The following is a 1,137-nucleotide window of genomic DNA, read 5'->3' as shown; positions in this document are numbered from 1 at the left end:
CAGGAGACTATTATGAAAAAATCACGTTTTACCGAATCACAGATCATCGCGGTGCTAAAAGAAGCTGATGCAGGAATGAAAGTTGAAGACGTATGCCGACAACACGGTATCAGCAATGCGACGTATTACAACTGGAAATCCAAATATGGCGGCATGGAGGCCTCGGACATCAAACGTTTAAAAGCGCTTGAGGAAGAAAATTTAAAGCTTAAGAAAATGTATGCAGACGTTAGCTTAGAAAACCAAGCAGTAAAGGAGCTAGTGGCAAAAAAGGGTTGGTGACAGCAGAAAAACGAGACTGTGTTAGCCTGTTGGTTAGTTCGGGTTTGAGTGTTTTAAAAGCGTGTTTATTTGTGGGTATAAGTCGTTCCACCTTTTATCGCTCTGAGCGCAATTGGCGTAAAGCAGATGCTGCTGTCATTGATGCAATTAATGTGGTGCTGAAGAAGTCGCCGCGTGCAGGTTTCTGGAAATGTTTTGGGCGTATTCGTTTTAAGGGATATAGGTTTAACCATAAACGAGTCTATCGCGTTTACTGCCTGATGGGGTTGAATTTAAAGCGCAGAACTAAACGAGTGTTACCCAAACGGATTGCCCAACCACTAGAAGTAGCAGCGTTAGTAAATCATCAGTGGGCATTGGACTTTATGCATGACACTTTGTATTGCGGTAAACGATTTAGAACGCTTAACGTGCTTGATGAGGGCACGCGAGAATGTCTCGCTATAGAAGTCGATACATCGTTGCCCGCAGAACGTGTAGTGCGTACCCTAGAGCAGTTAAAACTCGAACGAGGACTACCTAAACAATTGCGTGTAGATAATGGGCCAGAGCTGATCTCAGCTAAATTGACCGATTGGTGCGAAGCGCATGACATTGAGCTGATTTATATTCAACCAGGTAAACCTCAGCAAAATGGTTTTGTTGAACGCTTTAACGGCTCATTTCGTAGAGAGTTTCTCGATGCCTACCTATTTGAAACGATCAACCAGGTAAAAGAAATGACCTGGTTTTGGCGACAGGATTACAACGAAGAAAGAACTCATGAAAGTCTCGGTAATCTGCCTCCGGCAGCCTACCGAGCTAAACTGGAAAACTCTAATTTAGAACTGTGTCATTAATGGGGAAGTGGACAAT

At 43.4% G+C, this 1,137-nt stretch carries 1 protein-coding gene; it reads left to right on the top strand.

The features are described from left to right. The first annotated feature begins 12 nt into the window (after window positions 1-12). Window positions 13-1,121, top strand: a protein-coding gene (locus QQK02_RS16395; protein ID WP_284209233.1) for an IS3 family transposase whose coding sequence is annotated in 2 segments (ribosomal slippage) — window positions 13-265 and window positions 265-1,121 — 1,110 coding nt in all. Because the reading frame shifts where the segments join, the coding sequence is not laid out codon by codon here. Window positions 1,122-1,137: the final 16 nt, after the last annotated feature.

Origin of the sequence: Thalassotalea eurytherma (assembly GCF_030161415.1) — a bacterium.
Taxonomy (GTDB): domain Bacteria; phylum Pseudomonadota; class Gammaproteobacteria; order Enterobacterales; family Alteromonadaceae; genus Thalassotalea_G; species Thalassotalea_G eurytherma.
The sequence above is the reverse complement of the archived record's forward strand: the minus strand, read 5'-3'. Positions and strand labels throughout refer to the sequence as shown.